Origin of the sequence: Pseudomonas baetica (genome assembly GCF_002813455.1) — a bacterium.
In the GTDB taxonomy this organism is placed as follows: domain Bacteria; phylum Pseudomonadota; class Gammaproteobacteria; order Pseudomonadales; family Pseudomonadaceae; genus Aquipseudomonas; species Aquipseudomonas baetica.
This window is the reverse complement of record NZ_PHHE01000001.1, coordinates 3313732-3337118: the sequence shown is the minus strand read 5'-3', so window position 1 is coordinate 3337118 and position 23387 is coordinate 3313732. Positions and strand designations below refer to the sequence as shown.

The window sequence follows — 23387 nt, the reverse complement described above, 5'->3', positions numbered from 1 at the left end:
TGGAAATTTGTTTGTAGTGTGTTCAGGCAAGGCGAAAGGGCGGTGAAAAGCGGAGTTTAGGGGACCTAAATGAGCATTTGAGCTGATCTTTCAACGCAGCATGAACGCGCTACAGACAAGTTTTGGGCAAAAAAAGCCCCGGATTTCATTGGGGAGGGAGAAATTCCGGGGTTTAAGTTCCGAACCGCTAGGGCGGGGTTCAGATATCTGCCAACACTTAACACAACATAGGAGCATCGAAGGGCTTCACCAGCCATTCAGTAACTCTGAGTAGTGGTCTGCCAGATTAGTTCAGATTTTTTTCAAAAAGCTTTGGAATAGTCCCAAGCGCTTTTCGAAATAAGCAGGTTTACCGGCGCTGCCGCGACGTTGTGTCGCGGCAAGACCATCGTCAAATGGCTCAGTGAGCCTCATCCCAATTGTTGCCCACACCCACTTCGACCAGCAACGGCACATCCAGCTTCGCCGCTTCGCTCATGTGCAGACGAATCTCGCTGCTGACCTGCTCGACCAGATCCTCGCGAACCTCCAGTACCAGTTCATCGTGTACCTGCAGAATGACTTTGGCGTCCAGCCCGGAAGTCGCGAGCCAGTTGTCCACCGCCACCATGGCTTTCTTGATGATGTCCGCGGCCGTTCCCTGCATCGGCGCGTTGATCGCCGTGCGTTCGGCGGCGGCGCGCTCCTGCGGCTTGTTCGAGTTGATTTCCGGCAGGTACAGGCGACGCCCGAAAAACGTTTCCACGTAACCTTGGTCTGCCGCCTGCGCACGGGTGCGATCCATGTACTCGCGAACGCCTGGGTAACGGGCGAAGTAAGTATCGATGTAGGCCTTCGCGGTCTTGGTGTCGACGCCAATGTCCTTGCCCAGCTTCTGCGCGCCCATGCCGTAGATCAGGCCGAAGTTGATCGCCTTGGCGCCACGGCGCTGGTCGGAAGTCACTTCGTTGAGTTCGACCTTGAACACTTCGGCAGCGGTGGCAGTGTGGACGTCGAGGTTATTGCGGAAGGCGTTCATCAAGCCTTCGTCCTTGGACAGGTGCGCCATGATCCGCAGTTCGATCTGCGAATAGTCCGCCGCCAGCAGTTTGTAGCCTTTTGGCGCAACGAACGCCTGACGGATGCGCCGGCCTTCAGCGGTGCGTACCGGAATGTTCTGCAGGTTCGGATCGCTGGAGGACAAGCGCCCGGTGGATGCCACCGCCTGATGGTAAGACGTGTGGATACGCCCGGTTCGCGGGTTGATCTGCTCCGGCAGGCGATCGGTGTAAGTGCTTTTCAGCTTGCTCATCGAACGGTGCTCCATCAGCACTTTCGGCAAGCGGTGATCATCTTCGGCCAGTTTCGCCAAGACTTCTTCAGCGGTGGACGGTTGGCCCTTGGCGGTTTTTTTCAAAACCGGCAGGCCGAGTTTCTCGTAGAGAATCACGCCGAGCTGCTTGGGTGAGCCAAGGTTGAATTCTTCCCCGGCGATCTCGAACGCTTCGCGCTCCAGCGCGACCATCTTGTTGCCCAGCTCGATGCTCTGGATACCGAGCAACTCGGCATCGACGAAGGCGCCTTGGCGCTCGATGCGCGCGAGCACCGGTACCAGCGGGATTTCGATGTCGGTCAGCACGCTGGCCAGGCTCGGGATCGCGCTGAGTTTTTCGAACAGGGTCTGGTGCAGACGCAGGGTGATGTCGGCGTCTTCGGCGGCATACGGCCCGGCCTGCTCCAAGGCAATCTGGTCGAAAGTCAGCTGCTTGGCACCTTTGCCGGCGATGTCCTGGAAGCTCACGGTGGTGTGATCCAGGTACTTCTGCGCGAGGCTGTCCATGTCGTGACGGGTGGCGGTGGAGTTGAGCACGTAGGACTCAAGCATCGTGTCGAAGGCGATGCCGCGCACGGTGATGCCTTCGTTCTGGTCGCCACCAATGGCGCAGTTGGCCAGGATGTTCATGTCAAACTTGGCATGCTGGCCGACCTTGAGTTTGGTCGGGTCTTCCAGAATCGGTTTCAGTGCGCGCAGCACGGTATCGCGATCCAGTTGCTCAGGCACGCCGATGTAAGAGTGGGTCAGCGGGATATACGCCGCTTCGTTGGCCTGCACGGCGAACGACAGGCCGACCAGTTGCGCCTGTTGCGCGTCGATGCCGGTGGTTTCGGTGTCGAAGGCGAACAGCTTGGCGTTGTTCAGTTTTTCCAGCCAGACGTCGAACCGCGCCTGATCGAGGATGGTTTCATAGGCGGCTTCAGCGGGGGCGGCTGGCGCTTGGGCTTCCGGCGCGCTGAACAGGTCGCCTGCGGGTTCAGGCGTGGCGGCAGCGCTCAGTTCCAGACGTTTGGCGTCGCGATCCAGATCGTTGATCCAGCTTTTGAATTCGAGCAGGGAGTACAGCTCGTAGAGCTTGGCCGGGTCTTCCGCGCCCATTTGCAGATCGTCGAGCTCGACGTCCAGCGGCACGTCGACCTTGATGGTCGCCAGTTGATAGGAGAGGAACGCCATCTCCTTGTGTTCTTCGAGCTTGGCCGGCAGGGTCTTGGCGCCGCGAATCGGCAGGGTCGGGACGATGTCGAGATTCGCGTACAGCTCGGTGAGGCCGCCGTTGACGCCGACCAGCAGGCCGGACGCGGTCTTCGGGCCGATACCCGGAACGCCTGGAATGTTGTCGGAAGAGTCGCCCATCAGCGCCAGATAATCGATGATCTGCTCCGGAGCGACGCCGAATTTCTCCTTCACGCCCTCCACGTCCATCGAGCTACCGGACATGGTGTTGACCAAGGTAATGTGGCCGTCGACCAGTTGCGCCATGTCCTTGTCGCCCGTGGAGATGATCACCGGGCGATCCGCCGCTGCGCTGCTGCGCGCCAGAGTGCCGATCACGTCGTCAGCCTCGACGCCTTCCACGCACAAGAGCGGGAAGCCGAGGGCGATCACGCTCTGGTGCAGCGGTTCGATCTGCACGCGCATGTCGTCGGGCATGCTCGGGCGGTTGGCCTTGTATTCGGCGTACATCTCATCGCGAAATGTCCCGCCCTTGGCGTCGAACACCACGGCGAACGGGCTGTCCGGGTACTGCTTGCGCAGACTCTTGAGCATGTTCAGCACGCCCTTGACCGCACCGGTTGGCAGGCCTTTGGACGTGGTCAAAGGAGGCAGGGCGTGGAAAGCGCGGTACAGGTAAGACGAACCGTCCACCAGGACGAGGGGGGCTTGGCTCATGAGCAGAATCAACCTTTTCGGCGGGCCCGGCGCTAGAATAGCGGGACCGTTGACGACAAAGGGACAAGGTTATCATGCGTACGTTAAATCGCTTGCTGCTGGTCGGTCTGATTGCTGCCTCACCCCTGGTCGCGATGGCGGCGGATGATGCGCCGTCAGCGGATCCGGAAGTTACCATTCGCACGGAAGGCGACAAGACCATTCAGGAGTACCGGCAAAACGGTTTCCTGTATGCGATCAAGGTCACGGTAAAGGGCGCCCCGCCTTATTTTCTGGTGCGTGCCGACGGGACGGATGCAAATTTCATCCGTTCGGATCAGCCGGATATGCTGATTCCGTCGTGGAAGATTTTCGAATGGAAGTAGTCTCTTAATTTTAATCGGCGCCGCTTTGATAGCGGCGCCCGAACTGAGCAGTTTTTAACCATGTCTGTGTTCACCCCCCTGGCTCGGCCCGAGCTGGAAACCTTTCTCGCCCCCTACGGGCTCGGCCGCCTGCTTGATTTCCAGGGGATCGCCGCCGGCAGCGAAAACACCAACTTCTTTATCAGCCTGGAGCAGGGCGAATTCGTCCTGACCCTGGTTGAGCGCGGCCCGGTGCAGGAGATGCCGTTTTTCATCGACCTGCTCGACGTCCTCCACGAAGCCGATCTGCCGGTGCCTTACGCATTGCGTACCACTGACGGCGTGGCGTTGCGTGAACTCAAAGGCAAGCCGGCGCTGCTGCAACCGCGTCTGTCTGGCAAGCACATCAAGGTCGCCAATGCTCAGCATTGCGCGCAGGTCGGTGAGTTGCAGGCACATCTGCACCTGGCGACCCAGGGCGAGCGCATGATCAAACGCAAGACCGATCGTGGCCTGGACTGGATGCTGGAGGAGGGCACGGAGTTTCTCTCGCACCTGAGCGATGAGCCGCGTGCACTGCTGCGAAAGGCGCTGGATGAAATCACAGAGCAGAAAGAGAAAATTCTCGCGCTGCCACGGGCGAATATTCACGCCGACCTGTTCCGTGACAACGCGATGTTTGAAGGTACGCACCTGACCGGGCTGATCGACTTCTACAACGCCTGCTCGGGACCGATGCTGTATGACGTGGCGATTGCCCTGAACGATTGGTGTTCGGACGATGACGGCTTGATCGATGGCCCGCGGGCGCGTGCATTCCTCGGTGCCTATGCGGCGCTGCGTCCGTTCTCGGCGGCAGAAGCAGAGTTGTGGCCGACCATGCTGCGCGTGGCGTGTGTGCGCTTCTGGCTGTCGCGGTTGATCGCGGCTGAGCAGTTTGCCGGGCAGGATGTGTTGATTCACGATCCGCAGGAGTTCGAGCAGCGGTTGGCGCAACGGCAGCAGGTCAGTACACCGTTGCCTTTTGCCCTTTAAAAAGCTTCGCGAGCAAGCCCGCTCCCACATTGGTTTAAATCCAATGTGGGAGCGGGCTTGCTCGCGAATGGGTCGACGCCGATGCCGGGGTTAAAGAGATTCCAGGCAACCGGCCAGATCATTGCCCAATTTTTCCAAAACCTGCTCGTAGCCCTGAGCAGTCGCCGGGGTGTAGCCGCCCAGTGCATCCAGCTCCGCCAGTTTCACCGGCAAGCCAGCCACCAGCGTTTCCGCCAGGCGCGGCCGCAATGGCGGTTCGCTGAACACGCAAGTCTTACCCACTTCCTGCAAACGCTTGCGCATCGCCGCCACGTGCTGCGCGCCCGGTTGCACTTCTGCGGCAACGCTGAATACGCCGGTGTGCTTCAGGCCGTAAGCCTCTTCGAAGTAATCGAACGCCTCGTGAAACACGAAGTAGGGTTTGCCTTCAACGCTGGCCAGTCGTTTCTTCAAGCGCAGGTCCAACGCATCCAGACGCTCGTCGAATGCCTTGGCGTTGCTTTGATAACGTTCAGCATTCGCCGGATCAGCCGCACTCAGGTCAGCGGCCATTTTGTCGGCAATGACCCGCGCGTTGACCGGCGTTAGCCACAAATGCGCATCCAGCGTGCCCGGGCGGTGATCGTGGTCATGATCGTCGGCCTCTTCTGCATGGGAATGACTGTCTTCAGCGAAATGACGCAGTTTCATCCCCGGCAGATCCTGCACGGCGACGCTCGGCAGCGTACGACCGTTCAGCACGCGCGGCAGGAAACCTTCCATGTCCGGGCCGATCCAGTAGAGCAGATCCACCGCTTGCACCTTCCGTACGTCGGATGGACGCAGCGCGTAGTTATGCGGTGAGGCACCCGGCGGCAGCAGCACTTCGGGGATCGCCACGCCGTCCTGCACGGCTGCTGCAATCAGCTGCAACGGTTTGATGCTGGTGAGGACTTTGACCTCGGCCTGAGCCGAACCGATCAGCAGGAAACTGGCGACAAAAGCCACAAAAACAGAAAAAAGTCGGGACACGATGACCACTCAAGGAGGCGAGAACGGGTAACATAATAACGTCTCTATCAAAACTCGTCGCCGCCCATGCCTATTACACCGATTGCCAGCCGTCCCCACGACCACTCTCATTGCGTGCACAGCGCATTGTCCGAGGCCGATACCTTGTGCGCGCAGAAAGGCTTGCGCCTGACCGCGTTGCGCCGCCGGGTGCTGGAGCTGGTGTGGCAGAGCCACAAGCCGCTGGGCGCCTACGACATCCTCGCCGTGCTCAGCGAGCAGGACGGCCGCCGCGCCGCGCCGCCGACCGTTTACCGGGCGCTGGATTTCCTTTTGGAAAACGGCTTGGTGCACCGCATCTCCTCACTCAATGCCTTCGTCGGCTGCGTGCACCCGGAACATTCGCATCAGGGCCAGTTCCTGATCTGCCGCGATTGCCACGCCGCCATCGAACTTGAGCAAAAAGTGATCAGCGACGCGATCATTAACAGCGCCAAGGATGTCGGTTTTATCGTCGAGGCGCAGACCGTCGAAGTGGTCGGCCTGTGCTCCGGTTGCCAGGGGGCTTGATGAGCAACGCGCTGATCCGTCTGGAGCAAGTCGCCGTCACGTTTGCCGGGCAGACCGTGCTGGACAACATCGAGCTGAGCGTCGAGCCGGGACAAATCGTCACCCTGATCGGCCCCAACGGCGCTGGCAAGACCACGTTGGTGCGCGCCGTGCTCGGGCTGTTGAAGCCGGACAGCGGCAGTGTCTGGCGCAAGCCGAAACTGCGCGTGGGCTACATGCCGCAAAAACTCCACGTCGATCCGACTTTGCCGCTGTCGGTGCTGCGCTTCCTGCGGCTGGTGCCGGGTGTTGATCGCCCGCGCGCATTGGCTGCGCTCAAGGAAGTCGGCGCCGAACAGGTCATCGAAAGCCCGGTGCAAAGCGTTTCCGGTGGTGAAATGCAGCGCGTGCTGCTGGCCCGGGCGTTGCTGCGTGAACCGGAACTGCTGGTGCTCGACGAGCCGGTACAAGGTGTCGACGTGGCCGGCCAAGCCGAGTTGTATAGCCTGATCACCCGTCTGCGCGACCGCCACGGCTGCGGTGTGTTGATGGTTTCTCACGATCTGCATCTGGTGATGAGCACCACCGACCAGGTGGTGTGCCTCAACCGCCACGTTTGCTGCTCCGGGCATCCCGAGCAGGTCAGCGGCGATCCGGCGTTTGTCGAGTTGTTCGGCAAGAACGCGCAGAGCCTGGCGATTTATCACCACCATCACGACCACGCCCATGACCTGCACGGTTCAGTGGTCAAAGGCCCGGTTTCCGGCCAACCCCACGTTCATGGAGATAGCTGCAAGCATGGCTGATTTTCTGTTGTATGCCCTGCTTGCAGGTCTGGCGTTGGCGATCGTTGCAGGGCCGCTCGGATCGTTTGTGGTCTGGCGGCGCATGGCCTATTTCGGCGATACCTTGTCCCACGCCGCATTGCTCGGCGTGGCGTTGGGCTTTTTGCTGGATGTCAGCCCGACGGTCGCGGTGACGGTCGGCTGTCTGCTGCTGGCGGTGTTGCTGGTGACCCTGCAACAGCGCCAACCACTGGCGTCCGACACGCTTTTGGGAATTCTCGCACCGAGCACGCTCTCTCTCGGGTTGGTGGTACTAAGCTTCATGCATGAAGTGCGGATCGACCTGATGGCCTATCTGTTCGGCGACCTGCTGGCGATCAGCCCGACTGATCTGGCGTGGATCCTTGGCGGTAGCGCGGCAGTGCTGGTATTGCTGGTGACGCTGTGGCGACCGCTGCTGGCGATCACCGTGCATGAAGAGTTGGCCAAAGTCGAAGGCCTGCCGGTGGCTGGCCTGCGTATGGCTCTGATGTTGTTGATTGCGGTGGTGATCGCGGTGGCGATGAAAATCGTCGGTGTGTTGCTGATTACCTCGCTGTTGATCATCCCGGCGGCTGCGGCACAGCGTCACGCCCGTTCGCCGGAGCAGATGGCACTGGGCGCGAGCCTGCTGGGCATGCTCGCCGTGTGTGGCGGCCTGGCGCTGTCGTGGTTCAAGGACACCCCGGCCGGCCCGTCAATTGTTGTAACGGCGGCCGCACTGTTTCTGCTGAGTTTTGTTCTGCCCCGTCGAGGGGTGTAGACTTGCTCGCTTTTTGCGCAATTAGAGAGTCGCAGGAATGAAGCCGTTCGCCTCCCGTTATCTGCTCCTTGTCGCATTTTCCGTGCTGCTGGGCGCCTGCCAAAGCACGCCGCCGGTGGCCCAGATCCCCGATGCGCGGGCTACGGCCATCGCACAGCTGGAGCAAAACCTGGCCAGCAGCGAACTGGCCACAGCCGAAGACCAGTTGGCCGCTTTGCAGGCCGAAACGCCCAACGATCAATCCCTTGAGCAATACCAGCGACAATTGGCCGAGGCGTATCTGCGCCGCAGCCAGATTGTCCTGCAGAAGGGTGATGTAAACGCTGCTGCCACAGCGTTGAGCCGTGCCCGTGCGCTGATGCCCAAGGCCCCGGCGCTGACTGGTGGCGTCAATGGCGCCATCACCGAAGCGCGCAAGGCCGAGCTGGAAAAGGCCGAAGCCGCATTGCTGGCCGCGGAAGCCAAGCCAAAAGCCAAGGTGATCGATCCGACCGCCGAAAGCACCACCGTGGCGCTGAACATCACCGATAGCCGCAAACTTCGCCGGCAACTCGACGCGATCGCCGCTGATGTGGTGAATTACGAGTGCGCGGTGAGCATTCAGGCGCCCCGCACCAACGATTACCCTTGGTTGGCGACGTTGCTGACCAAGCGGGTGAAGAAATTGAATCCGGATTTTGATCTGAAGATCGAGAAGCAGATTTTGCGCACGGTGCCGGCGCAGATGGTTCTAAGTCCGCAAAAACCCTAAAAGCTTCGCGAGCAAGCCCGCCCCCACCCTTGATCTGCTGTGCCCACAAATGTTGTGTTCGACGCAGATCCAGAGTGGGAGCGGGCTTGCTCGCGAAGGCGTCCTGTCAGTCAGCAAATAACGTTTAGGCCGGAATGGCTTTCGCCTTAGGCTCCCGAGCCCAAACCCGATGCTGCCCGATTGCGGCAAAGAACGGCTTGGTCAACGCCCCGATATCCTTACCCTCGAGCAACCCGGCATCCGTCTCCAGCTTCAGCACATCCAGCAACTGCTTGGCTTCGCCGTGCAAGGCAACCGCCTTCAGATGCTTATAGGCCTCCAGCACGTAATGCAGCGCCACGCCCTCACCGCTCAACGCTTTGATCGACGCCGCGCCACCCGGCACGAACACCGCATCGAAAATCACTGAAGGCATACCTTCCATCGATGCATCCACCGGCAGGCTTTTGCCATCGGCAGTCTTCACTGGCGCTGAAGTCGGCCCCAGCAACTTGGCGTGTGCACCTTCAGCGGCCAATGCCTTCTTCATCGCATCAATCGCTGCACCATCGACGCCGTTGGCAGCAAGAATGGCCACTTTGCGCGTCTTGATATTTTCCGGCAGCAGATTCGCCTGGCTGAGTGAAGGCGAGTGGTCGAACGATGTTTTTCGCACCTCGACCGTGCCTTTGGTCGGCGCAGGCAGCCCCAGATTGGCCGCCACACGCTTGGCCAGTTCCAGGTCGATATTGGCCAGAATTTCATTCACTTCCCGCGCGCGGATGAACTCACGCTCAACCTTGCCCAACTCAAAGCTGTAGGCGGCAATGATGTGTTCCTTCTCATGCGCACTCATGCTGTTGAAGAACAGGCGCGCCTGGGAGAAGTGGTCGCTGAACGACTCGCTGCGCTGGCGGATCTTGGCGGCGTCGATACGCTCCGGATAGGTCTCGAAACCGCCATCCTGCGCGGCAGGCGGGGTTTCTTTCGGCCAGCCGCCATCGATCGAGTTTGGCTCGTAAGACGCGCGTCCCTTGTCGATCACTGTGCGGTGCTGAGCATCACGCTGGCCGTTATGGAACGGCGCCACCGGGCGGTTGATTGGCAGCTCATGAAAATTCGGTCCACCGAGTCGGCTGATCTGCGTGTCGGTGTAGGAAAACAGCCGACCTTGCAGCAGCGGGTCATTGGAGAAGTCGATGCCCGGCACGATGTGGCCCGGGCAAAACGCAACTTGCTCGGTCTCGGCAAAGAAATTGTCCGGGTTGCGGTTGAGGGTCATTTTACCCAGCGGCGTGATCGGCACGATTTCTTCGGGGATCAGCTTGGTCGGGTCGAGGATGTCGAACTCGAAGTCGTGCTCGTTTTCCTCTTCGATGATCTGCACGCCCAGTTCCCATTCCGGGTAGTCGCCCATCTCGATCGATTCCCAAAGGTCGCGACGGTGGTAGTCGGTGTCTTTACCGGCGAGTTTCTGCGCCTCGTCCCACACCAGCGAGCAAGTGCCGGCTGTAGGGCGCCAGTGGAATTTGACGAAGCGCGATTTGCCTTCGGCGTTGACCAGCCGGAAGGTGTGCACGCCAAAGCCCTGCATGCTGCGCAGGCTTTTCGGGATCGCCCGGTCGGACATCGCCCAGATGACCATGTGCGCCGACTCCGGCACCAGCGATACGAAGTCCCAGAAGGTGTCGTGAGCCGAGCCGCCGGTAGGGATTTCGTTGTGCGGTTCAGGTTTTACCGCGTGGACGAAGTCAGGGAACTTGATCGCGTCCTGAATGAAAAACACCGGCATGTTGTTGCCGACCAGGTCGAAGTTGCCCTCGTCGGTGAAGAACTTCACGGCAAAACCGCGCACGTCACGCACGGTGTCACCGGAGCCGCGCGGCCCCTGTACGGTGGAAAAACGCACGAACACTGGCGTCTTTTTCCCCGGATCCTGTAGGAAACCGGCCTTGGTCAGCGCGGCATGATTCTCGTAGGCCTGAAAGAAGCCGTGAGCCCCGGTGCCGCGGGCGTGGACGATGCGCTCCGGAATGCGCTCATGGTCAAAGTGCGTGATTTTTTCACGCATGATGAAGTCTTCCAGCAACGACGGCCCGCGGGGGCCGGCCTTGAGGGTATTCTGGTTATCGGCGATTTTTACCCCCTGATTGGTGCGCAGGGCCTGGCCGGTGGCGTCGGAGCGAAATTTCTCCAGACTGTCGAGTTTGGCGTTGGTGTTGGCGCGGTCCGGGGTGTCGGTTCCAGCCAGTTCACTTTTGCCGGAGGCAGGTTTTTTGGTACTCATCAGACGTAAACTCCTCGTTTGACCCCTTTCAACGGGGACTCTTGAGCGTTTCCGGGCACGGTTACCCAGGGTTTCAAGTCGCTTAACTAGTGACCGATGAGCAGGAACGGGCGTTCCTTTTTTATGACCTTTGATCTTGTTATTGCCAAATCGAAGGTTAATTGAGAAATAAATGCTAAGAACCTCTATACGGACAGGCTAAAATGCGCGCCCGGCTAACCGCTGATCCTTTTCTAACGCGCCCCACAAGGTTCGCTACGTGATCGAGTTTCAAAACGTCCACAAAACTTACCGCGTCGCCGGTAAGGACATCCCCGCCCTGCACCCGACCAGTCTCACGATCGAGAACGGTCAGGTTTTCGGCCTGATCGGCCATTCCGGTGCGGGAAAAAGTACCCTGCTGCGTCTGATCAATCGCCTGGAAGAATCCAGTGGCGGCAAGATCATCGTCGACGGCGAAGAAGTCACCGCGCTGGACGCCAACGGCCTGCGCCGTTTCCGCCAGCAAGTCGGGATGATCTTCCAGCACTTCAACCTGCTCGCGTCCAAGACCGTTGCCGACAACGTTGCGTTGCCGCTGACCCTGGCCGGCGAACTGTCGAGCAGCGAAATCGACAAGCGCGTCGCCGAGTTGCTGGCGCGGGTCGGTTTGTCTGACCACGCCAAAAAATATCCGGCGCAGTTGTCCGGCGGCCAGAAGCAGCGCGTCGGTATTGCCCGCGCCCTGGCGACCAAGCCAAAGATTCTGCTGTGCGACGAAGCCACCAGCGCCCTCGACCCGCAGACCACCGCGTCGGTCCTGCAACTGTTGGCCGAGATCAACCGTGAGCTGAAACTGACCATCGTCCTGATCACCCACGAGATGGATGTGATCCGTCGCGTGTGCGATCAGGTGGGTGTGATGGATGCCGGCGTGATCGTCGAGCAAGGCTCGGTGGCCGATGTGTTCCTGCATCCGCAGCACCCGACCACCAAGCGCTTCGTCCAGGAAAGCGAGCAAATCGACGAAGGCGAACAGCGTGATGACTTTGCTCATGTGCCGGGTCGTATCGTGCGTCTGACTTTCCAGGGCGAAGCGACCTACGCGCCACTGCTTGGCACCGTTGCCCGGGAAACCGGCGTCGACTACAGCATCCTTGCCGGCCGCATCGACCGCATCAAAGACATTCCGTACGGGCAATTGACCCTCGCCGTCACCGGTGGCGACATGGAAGCGGCGTTTGCCCGCTTCACCGCCGCTGACGTTCACATGGAGGTGCTCCGTTAATGGAACTGCTCAAGACGTTCTTCGAAAACATCGACTGGTTTGAAATCTGGCTGGCGACTGGCGACACCATGCTGATGCTCGGCGGTTCGCTGCTGTTCACCGTGCTGCTGGGCCTGCCGCTTGGCGTGCTGCTGTTCCTTTGCAGCCCGCGTCAGTTGCTGGAAAACCGTGGCCTCTACGCGTTCATGTCGCTGGCAGTGAACATTCTGCGTTCGCTGCCGTTTATCATTCTGTTGATCGTGATGATCCCGTTCACCGTGCTGATCACCGGCACGTCGCTGGGCGTGGCCGGTGCGATTCCGCCGCTGGTGGTGGGTGCCACGCCGTTCTTCGCGCGTCTGGTGGAAACCGCGCTGCGTGAAGTCGATCGCGGCATCATTGAAGCGACCCAGTCGATGGGCGCGACCACCCGGCAGATCATCATGAACGCTTTGCTGCCTGAGGCCCGTCCGGGCATCTTCGCGGCGATTACGGTGACGGCGATTACTCTGGTTTCCTACACGGCGATGGCCGGTGTGGTCGGCGCCGGTGGCCTGGGTGACCTGGCGATTCGCTTCGGCTACCAGCGTTTCCAGACTGACGTGATGATCGTCACCGTGGTGCTGCTGTTGATTCTGGTACAAGTGCTGCAAATGGTAGGTGACAGACTGGTTGTGCACTTCTCGCGCAAATAACCGGTCTGACCATCAAGAAATGAGCCGGCCATTCGCTGGCAGGCGCCAGACGGGCGCCTCAAAAGGAGTTAGCTGAATGAAAAAACTGATCGCTGCTTTCGCTGCCGTTGCGGCATTCTCGGCCCACGCAGAAACCCTGACCGTTGCCGCCAGCCCGGTGCCGCACGCGGAAATCCTCGAATTCGTGAAGCCGGCCCTGGCCAAAGAAGGCGTGGATCTGAAGGTCAAGGTCTTCACTGACTACATTCAGCCGAACGTACAGGTCGCCGAAAAACGTCTGGACGCCAACTTCTTCCAGCACCAGCCGTACCTCGATGAGTTCAACAAGGCCAAGGGCACCAGCCTGGTGGCCGTGACGGGCGTGCATCTGGAGCCACTGGGCGCCTATTCGAGCAAGATCAAGGATCTGAAAGACCTGCCAAGCGGCGCCAACGTGGTAATCCCGAACGACGCCACCAACGGCGGCCGTGCGCTGTTGCTGCTGGCCAAGGCTGGCGTGATTACTTTGAAGGATCCGACCAACATCCTGTCGACCCTCAAAGACATCGCGCAGAACCCGAAAGACCTGAAAATCCGTGAACTGGAAGCCGCGACCATCCCGCGCGTGCTGACCCAGGTCGATCTGGCGCTGATCAACACCAACTACGCGCTGGAAGCCAAGCTTGATCCGTCCAAGGATGCGCTGGTGATCGAAGGTAATGATTCGCCGTACGTGAACATCCTCGTGTCCCGTGCGGACAACAAGGACAGCGACGCGATGAAGAAACTGGCCGCTGCCCTGCACAGCCCGGAAGTGAAGAAATTCATTACCGAGAAGTACAAGGGTGCGGTGTTGCCGGCGTTCTGATCCAGATTGCTGCAATGAAAAGGGGGCGCCATGAGCGCCCCCTTTTTTGTGCCTGTGTCCCTGTGGGAGCGGGCTTGCTCGCGAATGCGGTGTGTCAGTCGATGCAGATGTTGAATGTGCCGGCCTTTTCGCGAGCAGGCTCGCTCCCACAGGGGGACCGTGTTGGTTTTACTTGCGGTTAAGCATCACCGGCAGCTGCGCCACCAGTTTGGCGTTGTTCAGCGGCGCCCGAATAAACCCACGCTGCGTCCCGTCCGGCCCGATCACCGCCAGATTGCCACTGTGATCAACCGTGTAATTCGGCTTGCTGGTATCGGCCGGAATAAACGGAATGCTCACCGCGTTGGCGACCTTTTGCAGCGCTTCGATCGAACTCGGCGTGAGACCGATGAACTGCGGATCGAAGTAGCCCAGATACTGCTTCAACTGCTTCGGGTTATCGCGGTTCGGGTCAACGCTGACCAGCACGATCTGCAACTTATCCACAGCGTCTTTGGGCAGTTCGCTTTTGATCTGACGTAGCTGGGCAAGGGTGGTCGGGCAGATGTCCGGGCAGAAGGTGTAGCCGAAAAACAGCAGGCTCCACTTGCCCTTCAACTCGTCGATGGCGACCGGTTTGCCGTCCTGATCGGTCATCGTCACGTTTGGCAGGGTGCGGCTCTGCGGCAGCAGAATAATGCCGGCGTCGATCAGCGCGGTCGGGTCGCCCTGGCCCTTGCCGCTCAGCACCTTGTTGACGGTAAGCCCCAGGATCAGCGCGATCACGGCGACGAGGATGAAGACGGTTTTCTGGGTTCGAGTCATAGGTTCAACAGTAAGTAGTGGTCTACGAGCAGGGCGATGAACAGCACAAACAAGTACCAGATAGAGTACTTGAACGTGTTGATCGCCGCGTGCGGCCGAGTGCCACGGTACAGCACCACGGCCCATTGCAGAAACCTTGCGCCCAGAGCCAGCGCGCAAACCAGATAAAGCACGCCGCTCATGTGGATCACATAAGGCAGCAGACTCACCGCCAGCAGCGCGAAGGTGTACAGCAGAATATGCACCTTGGTGTAGTGCTCGCCGTGGGTGACCGGCAGCATCGGGATGTCGGCCTTGGCGTATTCCTCTTTGCGATGAATCGCCAGCGCCCAGAAGTGCGGCGGCGTCCAGGCGAAGATGATCAGCACCAGCAGCAACGGTTCGGCGCTGACATGGCCAGTGGCGGCGGTCCAGCCGAGCAGCGGCGGCGCGGCGCCGGCCAGACCGCCAATGACGATGTTCTGCGGCGTCGCGCGCTTGAGGAAACCGGTGTAGATCACCGCGTAGCCGAGCAAGGAGGCGAGGGTCAGCCACGCGGTCAGCGGATTGGTGAAGGTCAGCAGCAACGCCTGACCGAGCAGCGCCAGCACCAGCGCGAAGGTCAACGCGGCGGCGGGCGAAACCCGGCCCTCGGCCAATGGCCGTTTATGCGTGCGCGCCATCACTGCATCAATGCGCCGATCCACCACATGATTGACCGCCGCCGCACCTCCGGCACACAGCGCGATACCCAGGTTGCCAAACACCAGCACCGTCCACGGCACCCCGGCGCGGGTCGCGAGGAACATGCCGACCAGCGAAGTGATCAGCATCAGCACCACGACTTTCGGTTTGGTCAGTTCCAGATAATCACGCCAGATTGCCTGAGTGGGACGTTCACCAATCAGAATCGCCACGGCGTTTCTCCTTTTATTGTGATGGGCGCGGCCGAGTGTTTACGTGGGCTGAAGCGCCAGCGCGCGAGCACCGGTTGTCTGACCCGGACCAGACTGGTGCGCGCGTGATAATTGACCAGCACCAGGGTCAGCAACAGCGCTGCACCGCCGGCGTTGTGCGCCACGGCCACTGGCAGTGGCAGATGGAAAATAACGTTGCTGATGCCGAGGCTGATTTGTGCGCCGAGGGCGATCAGCACCAACCCGGCCAATCGGGTCATGCCGACCACTTTCAATTGCCAGGCCAGACCAAGCAGCACCAGCGTCACCAGCAATGCGCCGATGCGGTGGGTCAGGTGAATCGCCGTGCGCGCATCGCTGTCGAGTTGTCCACCCAGATAATTCGGGCCGATGTGTTGGGTCAGGTGAAAGCCGTTGGCGAAATCGGCGGGCGGCAACCATTGGCCGTGGCAGGTGGGGAAATCGATGCAGGCCACCGCTGCGTAGTTGGAACTGACCCAGCCGCCCAGCGCAATCTGACCGATCACCAGCAACAAACCGGCGGTCGCCCAATATTGCAGACGCTTGGGCACGGTCAGCGCCGGCAGCACTCCAGACAATCTCAACGTCAGCAGAAACAGCAGACTCAACGTCGCAAAACCGCCGAGCAAATGCCCGGTGACCACTTGCGGCCAGAGCTTGAGCGTCACCGTCCACATGCCGAACGCCGCTTGGGCGAACACCACCGCCAGCAGAAACAGCGGCAGTTTCAACGGTAGCCCGGGATGGCGACGATTGACCCACGCGCGCCCGGCCAATACCGAAATGAGCAGGCCGAGGGTGCCGGCGAAGTAGCGGTGGATCATTTCGTTCCAGCCCTTGTGCGCTTCCACTGGTGCGTCGGGGAAGTGCAGTTCGGCATGGGCCAGTTGGGCTTCGCTTTTCGGCACGCTGATAAACCCGTAGCAGCCCGGCCAGTCCGGACAGCCTAAGCCTGCGTGAGTCAGGCGCGTGTAGGCGCCGAGCAGCACGACAATCAGCGCCAGCAGGGTGGCAAACAGCGCGAGGCGAAATCCAGGTTTGGCCATGACGATGCCCTTATCCGATGTTCGACAGTTTCAACAGGTGGCGCAGGTCGTTGAGCAGATCCTTGCCCTTTACATTCGGCTCGTAACGCAGCACGAGGTTGCCGTGGGGGTCGATGATCCACAGTTGCGGCGTGGCCTTGTCGCCCGTGGTCTTGCTGAACACTGCGGCGTCCAGCGGATAGCGTTGCAACTGTGGGTATTCGCGGGTGAGTTTGGCGTCGTAATCGCTGGTCAGCGGTTGTGCGGCGGCGAGGGCGTGGCTGGCGCGCCCGGCTTCACGGCCGAGGCCGATCTGGATCTGCCGCGCCAGATACACCAACTGCTGGCAATCCACGGCGCAATCCTTCGGTGCGGTCACCAACATCTGCCAGCGCTGTTCATTCGCCTGCACGCCGAGGTCGGCGCGGGTCTGGCCGTTGCCGATCAGTTCGCCGTGATAGCTGCGACCCTCCGGCACCCAGAACTGCAATTTGTACATGCCGGTGGCGAGGATCATCGGGCCGACCACGCCGAGCACAATCAGCAGCAACTGAAGACGTCCGCGACGACGGCTGGCGGCAGGTTTGGTTTCAGACATGCTGGGTGGATTCATGGCCGTTCCCATGGTGTTTCTCCTTTGCGTTGTGCCAGCCTAAGTAGAGGTAGAGACCGAGCAGAGCGATGGTCATGGCGAACCACTGCACGGCGTAACCGAGGTGTTTTTCCGGCCCCATCGCCACCACCGGCCAGTCAGCCTGATAGCTGGCCGGGCCGGATTCGGCGCGTAATTCGTAGGCGAAGCCGTCGCGTTCGAGAGTTTTCCACAGCTTGGCGGGCTCGACGGCAGTGATGGTTTGCGGCCAGGTATTGCTGACCGGGTCGGCGTGCAGCTGGAAGGTCGCGCCGGGGGCGATGTAGACCCAGGCGTCGATATTCAGCGCCTCCGGGGGTGTGGTGAATTGCGGCGGCACGCGCCGGTCCGGCCACGGCAGCCAGCCGCGATTGACCAGCAGCCACAGGCCGGTGCGTTGATCCTGAAAGGGTTGCAGCAACTCGACGCCGACCTTGCCGTTGCGCTGGCTGTTGTCGAGCAGCAGGCTGTGGGCCGCGTCGAACTGACCGTGCAGATGCACGCGGCGATAGGCCGGATCAGCGCTATTCGCCAGCTCTGTGCTGGCCATCGGTTCGGCGGCGCGACGCTCGGCGTAACTGGCAAGCAGCGCGGTTTTCTCCGCGCCACGGCCCAATTGCCAGAAACCCAGCGACACCAGCAGCGGCAGCAACAGAGCCACGACCACGGTCGGTATGACGCCCGGGCGAAAGTGCTTCATGGCATCGCCATAAAGTCAGGCATCGCGATCGCTATACTCAAGTGCATCGCCTGTCCCCCGGAGTCTTCCCATGCTCAAAGCAGCCATCGTCCTGCTGCTGATTGCCACGGTGATCAGCCTGTTCAGCGGCCTGTTTTTCCTGGTCAAGGACGACAGCAGCTCCAATCGTCTGGTCATCGCCTTGAGTGTTCGGGTGGCATTGGCCGCTGCCACGGTCGGCTTGATCGCCTGGGGCTTCTACAGCGGCCAACTGGTGTCGCATGCGCCTTGGTAGTGCTCAGAGCACGTAAACGAAGATGAACAAGCCGATCCACACCACGTCGACGAAGTGCCAATACCAGCTCGCCGCTTCGAAGCCGAACTGGTGTTCGTTGTCGAAGTGACCCCTCATGATGCGCATCAGCATCACAAACAGAATGATCGTGCCGATGGTTACGTGGGCGCCGTGGAAACCGGTGAGCATGAAGAACGTCGCGCCGTAGATACCCGAGCCGAGGGTCAGCCCCAGTTCTTGGTAGGCGTGGATATATTCTTCAGCCTGAAAACCAAGGAACGCGCAGCCCAGCAGCACGGTGATCGCCAGCCAGATTTTCAGCGCGCCGCGATGGCCCTTCTTCAAGGCATGGTGGGCAATGGTGATGGTCACGCTGGAGCTGACCAGCAGAATCGTGTTGATCAGCGGCAGGCCCCACGGGCTGATGACGTCCTTGGCCGGCGGGAACAGTTTCGGGTCCGGCGTTTGCAGCAACGGCCAGGTGAACTGAAAGTTTGGCCAGAGCATGTGAGCGAGGCCTTTCGCACCTTCGCCACCCAGCGCCGGGCCGGAGATGTGCCGCACGTAAAACAGCGCACCGAAGAAGGCGACGAAGAACATCACCTCGGAAAAGATGAACCAGCTCATGCCCCAGCGGAACGAACGATCAAGCTGCGCGCTGTAAAGTCCGGCACGACTTTCCTTGATCACTGTGCCGAACCAGCCGAACAGCATGTACGCCACCAGCAAGCCACCGATGAAAAAGATCAGCGGGCCGTGGGATTCCGGGCGCGCTGCCTTCAGATCGTTGAACCAGACGGCCAGGCCGTACACGGTGACCAACATCCCGATCGTGGCGATGATCGGCCACTTGCTCTGGGCCGGAACGTAATAGTGCTCATGAGTTGCCATTTATTGTTCTCCTTATCGGGCACGCTCAACCGCCAGTGTTTACAGCCACCGGTGGATGTCGGGCGGTGATATCGAACAGCGTGTAGGACAGCGTCAGGTGCTTCACATCCTTGGGCATGTCACGGTCAACAATGAAGCGCACCGGCATCTCGATCTGCTGACCGGGCTGCAGCACCTGCTGGGTAAAGCAAAAGCATTCGGTCTTGTGGAAATACGCCGCCGCGTTGCTTGGCGCGATGCTCGGCACGGCTTGCGCACTCATCGGTTTGTCGGTGGGGTTGCGCGCAATGAAGATCATCTCGTTGACGGCGCCGGGGTTGGCGGTCAGCTCGTCGTGTTTGGGGTAGAAGTCCCACGGCATGTCGGCGGTGTTGGTCGACAAAAACTGCACGCGCACCTGCCGCGAGGTGTCGACCACCTGCTCGCCCTCGTACTGCCCACCGGTCTTGCCGTTGATGCCGAAGGCTTTGCACATCACGTCGTAGATCGGCACCAGGGCAAACCCGAAGACAAACATCGCCACCACCACGGCGAGCAGGCGGGTGACCAGTTTCTTCAGCGAGATCGAGTCAGCCATGGTTCCATCCCTCAACCGAGAACCCCTGTGGGAGCGGGCTTGCTCGCGAATGCGTCGGGTCAGTCAACTTATCTGTTGAATGATAAATGGCATTCGGGAGCAAGCCCCCTCCCACAGAAGCAAGGCGTTTCATTTCACTTCCGGCGGCGTAGTGAAGGTGTGATACGGCGCCGGCGACGGCACGCTCCACTCCAGACCTTCGGCGCCATCCCACGGTTTGGCCGGTGCTGGCGGCCCGCCGCGAATGGTCTTGATCACGATGAACAGGAAGAAGATCTGCGTGGCGCCGAACATGAACGCGCCGATCGAGGAGACCATGTTGAAGTCGGCGAATTGCAGGTTGTAGTCCGGAATCCGCCGCGGCATCCCCGCAAGACCCACGAAGTGCATAGGGAAGAAGGCCATGTTCATCCCGATGAATGACAACCAGAAATGCAGCTTGCCGAGGGTTTCGTCGTACATGTGCCCGGTCCATTTCGGCAGCCAGTAATAGGCCGAGGCGAAGATCCCGAAGATTGCCCCCGGCACCAGCACATAGTGGAAGTGCGCGACCACGAAGTAGGTGTCCTGATACTGGAAGTCCGCCGGGGCGATGGCCAGCATCAGCCCGGAGAACCCGCCAATGGAGAACAGGATCACGAACGCCACGGCAAACAGCATCGGCGTTTCGAAGGTCAGCGAGCCTTGCCACATGGTGCTCGCCCAGTTGAACACCTTCACTCCGGTCGGCACCGCGATCAGTAGCGTGGCGTACATGAAAAACAGCTCGCCCACCAACGGAATGCCGACCACAAACATGTGGTGCGCCCAGACAATGAACGACAGGAACGCAATACTCGCGGTGGCGTAGACCATCGAGGTGTAGCCGAACAGCGGTTTGCGCGAGAACGTCGGGATGATCGAGCTGACGGCGCCGAACGCCGGCAGGATCATGATGTACACCTCAGGGTGGCCGAAGAACCAGAACACATGCTGGAACAACACCGGGTCACCGCCACCGGCGGCACTGAAGAAACTGGTGCCGAAGTGGATGTCCATCAGCATCATCGTCACGCACCCGGCCAGTACTGGCATCACCGCGATCAGCAGGAACGCTGTGATCAGCCAGGTCCAGACAAACAGCGGCATTTTCATCAACGTCATGCCGGGCGCGCGCAGGTTGAGGATGGTCGCGACCACGTTGATCGCGCCCATGATGGAGCTGATCCCCATCAAGTGGATGGCGAAGATGAAGAACGTCACGCTTTCCGGCGCGTAGGTCGTCGACAGCGGCGCGTAGAACGTCCAGCCGAAATTCGGCCCGCCACCGGGGCTGAACAGGGTCGAGACCAGCAGCAGGAACGCCGCCGGCAGCAGCCAGAAACTGAAGTTGTTCATGCGCGGCAGGGCCATGTCAGGCGCGCCGATCATCAGCGGGATCATCCAGTTGGCGAGGCCGACGAACGCCGGCATCACCGCACCGAAGACCATCACCAGACCGTGCATGGTGGTCATCTGGTTGAAGAACGCCGGCTCGACGATCTGCAATCCGGGCTGGAACAACTCGGCGCGGATCACCATGGCGAACGAGCCGCCAAGCAGGAACATGCAGAACGCAAACCACAGGTACAGCGTGCCGATGTCCTTGTGGTTGGTGGTCAGCACCCAGCGCATCAGGCCTTTGGCGGGGCCGTGGGCGTGGTCGGCGTGACCGTGGTCATCGATGACAGCGCTCATGGCCGGTCTCCTTCAAGTGAGTGGGCTGGGCAGGCCGGGGCACAGAGCCCCGACTGGTTCACGAAGTACGCAATAGACCGGCTCATTTGCTTTCCGCCTGTTTCAGCTCCAGCACTTCTTTCGGCGTGACCATGTCGCCCTTGTTGTTGCCCCAGGCGTTACGTTCATAGGTCACGACCGCTGCAATATCGACTTCCGACAACTGTTTGCCGAACGCCGCCATGGCGGTGCCGGGCTTGCCGTGGAAGACGATGCTCAGGTGATCCTTGATCGGCCCGGTGGCGATTTTCGAGCCTTTTAGTGCCGGGAACATTGGCGGCAGGCCTTGGCCTTCGGCTTGGTGACACGCGACACAAGTGGTGTGATAGACCTTGTCGCCGCGCTCTTTAAGCTCATCGAGGGTCCATTCCTTGCTGGTCAGCTCTTTGAGCTGCGCAGCTTCGGCCTTGCGCTCGGCGAGCCATGTTTCGTAGTCGGCCTTTTCCTTGACCTCGACCACGATCGGCATGAACCCGTGATCCTTGCCGCACAGTTCGGCGCACTGGCCACGGTAGATGCCCGGCTTGTCGACGCGGGTCCAGGCTTCGTTGACGAAACCCGGAATCGCGTCGCGCTTGACCGCAAACGCCGGCACCCACCACGAGTGGATGACGTCGGCGGAGGTCACGAGAAAGCGCACCTTGGCCCCGGTCGGCAGCACCAACGGCTTGTCGACCTCAAGCAGGTAATGCTCGCCTTTGGCTTCCTTGTTGTGGATCTGCTCGGCGGGCGTGGCCAGGTTGCTGAAGAACTCAACGTCCTGGCCCAGGTATTTGTAGTGCCACTTCCACTGATAACCGGTGATCTGGATATCGATATCCGGCTCACTGGTGTCGTACATCTTGATCAGGGTGGCGGTCGCCGGCACGGCCATCGCCACCAGGATCAGGAACGGCACAATGGTCCAGAGAATTTCGACGGTGGTACTTTCGTGGAATTTTGCGGCGACCTGCCCGGTAGAGCGGCGGTGCACCATCATCGACCAGAACATGGCGCCGAAGACGATGATCCCGATTACCACACAGATCCAGAAAATGGTCATGTGCAGGTCGAATACTGCGTGACTGATTTCAGTCGCTCCAGGCGCCATATTCACAGTCCAGGCCGCATTGGCCTGGCTGAAAATCGACCACAACAGGAGGCCCATCCAGACGTGTGGATGTCGCATCATTGCGGGTTCCCCTTATCGTTCTTGTTATCCCGTAGGCGCAACGCCTTCGGCAAGGGAGCGGCTGCATCAGACTACGAACTTGAATCGCCGGGCCTTGCTGCTTGGGCAGTCGGGCGTCATCAGCTAACTCCATTCAATGGCGAGTATAGACAGCGACTGAGAATTGCAATGTGCACACGTAAATGAACTGAAACAGCCGAGACTTGCGTTCAAGGGCACGAATGGAGAAGGATGCAGACGAGTGGTGGCAAACCGATATAACGCAGGCGCATCAAGGATGAAATAATTATGACAAATGCGTCTTAGCATTTTTCGTAAGCCAGCTAACTTATGTCTTCCCTATTTCATTGCCTTGTTTCCTGGAGTTTTCATGAACACCGCCGCATTGCGCGAGCAGATCCAAACAGCCCAACAACACGAGAAAGACACCGGCCTGCTGACCCGTCAGCTGGAAAGCAAGCTGCCTCATTTACATCCGGCGATCCAGTTGCCGGAAGCCGACGCCCAAGGCGTGCTGACGCGTTTTGTCGCCGCCTACATCGATGAAGTGCCAGACCTGCTGGATGCAGCCAATGAAGTCGCCAGGGAAGCGGGAATCGAATCGCAGATCAAACCGGTGCTGAAAATCGCCGAGCAGTATTTCCTCCAGCCGCCGGCAATCATGGCCGGGCACGTTGGCCTGGACAGCCTGCTGGACGAAGCCTATCTGGCGCACCGTTTTGTCGAAGAGGTCAACGACCTGTACATCAAGCATTTCGGCCAGCCACTGATCCCCTTTGACATGACGGTCGCCAATCTGATTGCTCACCAATTGATCGGTGAGGAATTTGCCAACCAACTGGACGAAGCGGTGCATCACGCCATCGACGAGATGCTCAACGACGAGAGTTTTGCGCTGGAGTCGGTAGAGGCTTACCGCGAAAAACTCAGCAGCCCCGACACCGGCGCCGCGTGGAAGCGCTGGCCGTGTATGGGCCGCCGATTGGGTGTGGGCCTGGAGCTGGATCAGCCCGCCGCCTGATTTAAAGGCGTGCGCAAATGCCAATGTGGGAGGGGGCTTGCTCCCGAAGGCGATGTGTCAGTCACTAACCATGTCGACTGATCCACCGCTTTCGGAAGCAAGCCCC

Annotated in this window: 23 protein-coding genes and 1 pseudogene; 11 read left to right on the top strand and 13 right to left on the bottom strand. The window is 60.1% G+C overall.

Features of this window, described 5'->3' with window-relative positions:
• Nucleotides 1–400: 400 nt before the first annotated feature.
• The gene (gene polA / locus ATI02_RS15135; RefSeq protein WP_095190243.1) at nucleotides 401–3205 is read right to left on the bottom strand and encodes a DNA polymerase I; all 2805 of its coding nucleotides are present in this window, start codon (nucleotides 3203–3205) and stop codon (nucleotides 401–403) included.
• Between the two features lie 74 nt (nucleotides 3206–3279).
• On the opposite strand from polA, the gene ATI02_RS15130 reads away from it, so the two are divergent.
• Together ATI02_RS15130 and ATI02_RS15125 are read left to right on the top strand one after the other, a co-directional pair.
• Complete coding sequence (locus tag ATI02_RS15130; RefSeq protein ID WP_095190244.1) at nucleotides 3280–3570, top strand: DUF2782 domain-containing protein; 291 nt, start codon at nucleotides 3280–3282, stop codon at nucleotides 3568–3570.
• Nucleotides 3571–3630: 60 nt separating this feature from the next.
• The gene (locus ATI02_RS15125; RefSeq protein ID WP_095190245.1) at nucleotides 3631–4584 is read left to right on the top strand and encodes a homoserine kinase; all 954 of its coding nucleotides are present in this window, start codon (nucleotides 3631–3633) and stop codon (nucleotides 4582–4584) included.
• 90 nt (nucleotides 4585–4674) lie between these two features.
• On the opposite strand, the gene ATI02_RS15120 is transcribed toward ATI02_RS15125, so the two are convergent.
• Entirely contained in the window at nucleotides 4675–5595 is a 921-nt protein-coding gene (locus ATI02_RS15120; protein WP_095190298.1) for a zinc ABC transporter substrate-binding protein, read from the bottom strand.
• A gap of 66 nt (nucleotides 5596–5661) precedes the next feature.
• Here ATI02_RS15120 and ATI02_RS15115 point away from each other — a divergent pair, with 66 nt between their 5' ends.
• The 4 genes from ATI02_RS15115 to ATI02_RS15100 are packed head-to-tail and all read left to right on the top strand — an operon-like array spanning nucleotide 5662 to nucleotide 8461.
• Nucleotides 5662–6144 (top strand): Fur family transcriptional regulator, encoded by a 483-nt coding sequence (locus ATI02_RS15115; RefSeq protein WP_095190246.1) that lies wholly within the window; start codon nucleotides 5662–5664, stop codon nucleotides 6142–6144.
• Entirely contained in the window at nucleotides 6144–6929 is a 786-nt protein-coding gene (znuC, locus tag ATI02_RS15110) for a zinc ABC transporter ATP-binding protein ZnuC (RefSeq protein ID WP_100846685.1), read from the top strand. Before ATI02_RS15115 ends, znuC begins: the two co-directional genes overlap by 1 nt.
• On the top strand, nucleotides 6922–7710 hold the full coding sequence (gene znuB / locus ATI02_RS15105) for a zinc ABC transporter permease subunit ZnuB (RefSeq protein ID WP_007911758.1): 789 nt from the start codon (nucleotides 6922–6924) through the stop codon (nucleotides 7708–7710). The genes znuC and znuB overlap by 8 nt, the downstream gene beginning before the upstream one ends.
• A 37-nt stretch (nucleotides 7711–7747) precedes the next feature.
• Entirely contained in the window at nucleotides 7748–8461 is a 714-nt protein-coding gene (locus ATI02_RS15100; protein WP_100846684.1) for a PA5502 family lipoprotein, read from the top strand.
• 124 nt (nucleotides 8462–8585) lie between these two features.
• Here ATI02_RS15100 and katE read toward each other — a convergent pair whose 3' ends face one another.
• Nucleotides 8586–10727, bottom strand: a complete 2142-nt coding sequence (katE, locus tag ATI02_RS15095) for a catalase HPII (RefSeq protein WP_100846683.1) — start codon at nucleotides 10725–10727, stop codon at nucleotides 8586–8588.
• Nucleotides 10728–10986: 259 nt separating this feature from the next.
• Between katE and ATI02_RS15090 the strand changes: the two genes are divergently transcribed.
• From ATI02_RS15090 to ATI02_RS15080, 3 genes are all read left to right on the top strand, one after another.
• Complete coding sequence (locus tag ATI02_RS15090; protein WP_100846682.1) at nucleotides 10987–11994, top strand: methionine ABC transporter ATP-binding protein; 1008 nt, start codon at nucleotides 10987–10989, stop codon at nucleotides 11992–11994.
• Nucleotides 11994–12668, top strand: coding sequence for a methionine ABC transporter permease (locus tag ATI02_RS15085; RefSeq protein WP_100846681.1), 675 nt, complete (start codon nucleotides 11994–11996; stop codon nucleotides 12666–12668). The genes ATI02_RS15090 and ATI02_RS15085 overlap by 1 nt, the downstream gene beginning before the upstream one ends.
• Nucleotides 12669–12744: 76 nt before the next feature.
• Complete coding sequence (locus ATI02_RS15080) at nucleotides 12745–13515, top strand: MetQ/NlpA family ABC transporter substrate-binding protein (RefSeq protein ID WP_100846680.1); 771 nt, start codon at nucleotides 12745–12747, stop codon at nucleotides 13513–13515.
• A gap of 60 nt (nucleotides 13516–13575) precedes the next feature.
• On the opposite strand, the pseudogene ATI02_RS33320 reads toward ATI02_RS15080, so the two are convergent.
• The 6 genes and pseudogenes from ATI02_RS33320 to ATI02_RS15050 all read right to left on the bottom strand — a co-directional run.
• A pseudogene (locus tag ATI02_RS33320) lies at nucleotides 13576–13665 on the bottom strand (metal ABC transporter ATP-binding protein); the annotation flags it as partial.
• 18 nt (nucleotides 13666–13683) lie between these two features.
• Nucleotides 13684–14319 carry an SCO family protein gene (locus ATI02_RS15070; protein ID WP_095190255.1) on the bottom strand — a complete coding sequence of 212 codons (636 nt, stop codon included), beginning with the start codon at nucleotides 14317–14319 and terminating at the stop codon, nucleotides 13684–13686.
• Entirely contained in the window at nucleotides 14316–15215 is a 900-nt protein-coding gene (gene cyoE / locus ATI02_RS15065; protein ID WP_100846679.1) for a heme o synthase, read from the bottom strand. The genes ATI02_RS15070 and cyoE overlap by 4 nt, the downstream gene beginning before the upstream one ends.
• A complete protein-coding gene (locus ATI02_RS15060) occupies nucleotides 15203–16282 on the bottom strand; it encodes a COX15/CtaA family protein (protein WP_095190257.1) in 1080 nt (359 codons plus the stop codon). The genes cyoE and ATI02_RS15060 overlap by 13 nt, the downstream gene beginning before the upstream one ends.
• A gap of 10 nt (nucleotides 16283–16292) precedes the next feature.
• Complete coding sequence (locus ATI02_RS15055; protein ID WP_100848468.1) at nucleotides 16293–16886, bottom strand: PA_0111/PP_0108 family redox-active disulfide protein; 594 nt, start codon at nucleotides 16884–16886, stop codon at nucleotides 16293–16295.
• Nucleotides 16852–17592, bottom strand: coding sequence for an SURF1 family protein (locus tag ATI02_RS15050; protein WP_100846678.1), 741 nt, complete (start codon nucleotides 17590–17592; stop codon nucleotides 16852–16854). Before ATI02_RS15050 ends, ATI02_RS15055 begins: the two co-directional genes overlap by 35 nt.
• Nucleotides 17593–17662: 70 nt before the next feature.
• On the opposite strand from ATI02_RS15050, the gene ATI02_RS15045 reads away from it, so the two are divergent.
• The gene (locus tag ATI02_RS15045) at nucleotides 17663–17866 is read left to right on the top strand and encodes a twin transmembrane helix small protein (RefSeq protein WP_003220344.1); all 204 of its coding nucleotides are present in this window, start codon (nucleotides 17663–17665) and stop codon (nucleotides 17864–17866) included.
• A 3-nt stretch (nucleotides 17867–17869) separates the two neighbouring features.
• Here ATI02_RS15045 and ATI02_RS15040 read toward each other — a convergent pair whose 3' ends face one another.
• The 4 genes from ATI02_RS15040 to coxB all read right to left on the bottom strand — a co-directional run bounded on the left by ATI02_RS15040 (nucleotide 17870) and on the right by coxB (nucleotide 22260).
• Nucleotides 17870–18757, bottom strand: coding sequence for a cytochrome c oxidase subunit 3 (locus ATI02_RS15040; RefSeq protein WP_095190260.1), 888 nt, complete (start codon nucleotides 18755–18757; stop codon nucleotides 17870–17872).
• Nucleotides 18758–18782: 25 nt separating this feature from the next.
• A complete protein-coding gene (locus tag ATI02_RS15035; RefSeq protein WP_095190261.1) occupies nucleotides 18783–19334 on the bottom strand; it encodes a cytochrome c oxidase assembly protein in 552 nt (183 codons plus the stop codon).
• Nucleotides 19335–19463: 129 nt separating this feature from the next.
• On the bottom strand, nucleotides 19464–21050 hold the full coding sequence (gene ctaD / locus ATI02_RS15030) for a cytochrome c oxidase subunit I (RefSeq protein ID WP_095190262.1): 1587 nt from the start codon (nucleotides 21048–21050) through the stop codon (nucleotides 19464–19466).
• Nucleotides 21051–21132: 82 nt separating this feature from the next.
• Nucleotides 21133–22260, bottom strand: a complete 1128-nt coding sequence (gene coxB / locus ATI02_RS15025; protein ID WP_095190263.1) for a cytochrome c oxidase subunit II — start codon at nucleotides 22258–22260, stop codon at nucleotides 21133–21135.
• 370 nt (nucleotides 22261–22630) lie between these two features.
• Here coxB and ATI02_RS15020 point away from each other — a divergent pair, with 370 nt between their 5' ends.
• Entirely contained in the window at nucleotides 22631–23281 is a 651-nt protein-coding gene (locus tag ATI02_RS15020) for a hypothetical protein (protein ID WP_100846677.1), read from the top strand.
• Nucleotides 23282–23387 lie beyond the last annotated feature (106 nt).